Annotated in this window: 2 protein-coding genes; both read left to right on the forward strand. The window is 34.3% G+C overall.

What is annotated here, in order from left to right; translation table 11 throughout:
• On the forward strand, window positions 1-412 hold a 412-nt coding region (locus AB4Y90_RS18145; protein ID WP_441558956.1), incomplete at its 5' end, for an ACT domain-containing protein.
• Window positions 413-421: 9 nt separating this feature from the next.
• Window positions 422-598, forward strand: a 177-nt coding sequence (locus tag AB4Y90_RS18150; RefSeq protein ID WP_441558957.1) for a Na+/H+ antiporter NhaA, incomplete at its 3' end; no start/stop codon positions are given.

Here is a 598-nt window from a genome sequence, read left to right on the forward strand (position 1 = left end):
GCTTAATTATACTTATGCAAAATGTTGTACGGTAATTCCTGGAGATAAAATCTTCGGCTTCATTACCATTTCAGACGGAATTAAAGTTCACAGCGACAATTGTCCGAATGCAATTAATCTTCGTGCGCAATACGATTATCGTGTAATTCCTGCAAAATGGGTAAATGAAGAAAGCTTCAAAAACCGTGTTAAGATTGAGATTGAAGGTCTCGACAGAATGGGAATGATCAATGATATCACCACCGTAATCAGTGGTGCAATGGGAATGGATATGAAGAGTATGTCTATTGAATCCAACAACGGAGTTTTCACAGGAAACATCAATCTTGAAGTAAAACATAAAGGTCAGCTTGAAGAAACATTCAAAAAATTAAAAGCAATCGACGGAATTTCAAGAATCAGACGTATTTAAAGACAAAAAATGAAGCTGAACCAATATTTTAATAAATTTTTTCAAAGCAACCAATCTTCAGGAATTTTATTGATTTTCTGTGTGTTTTTTGCATTAATGATCGCAAACTCATCGTTAGGAAACGGGTTTCAACAATTTTTAGATTTTCAGTTAGGTTTTGAAAATCTGCATCTGAAGTACCCTGTC

This window comes from Chryseobacterium sp. 2TAF14, from assembly GCF_052115105.1.
Classification (GTDB): domain Bacteria; phylum Bacteroidota; class Bacteroidia; order Flavobacteriales; family Weeksellaceae; genus Chryseobacterium.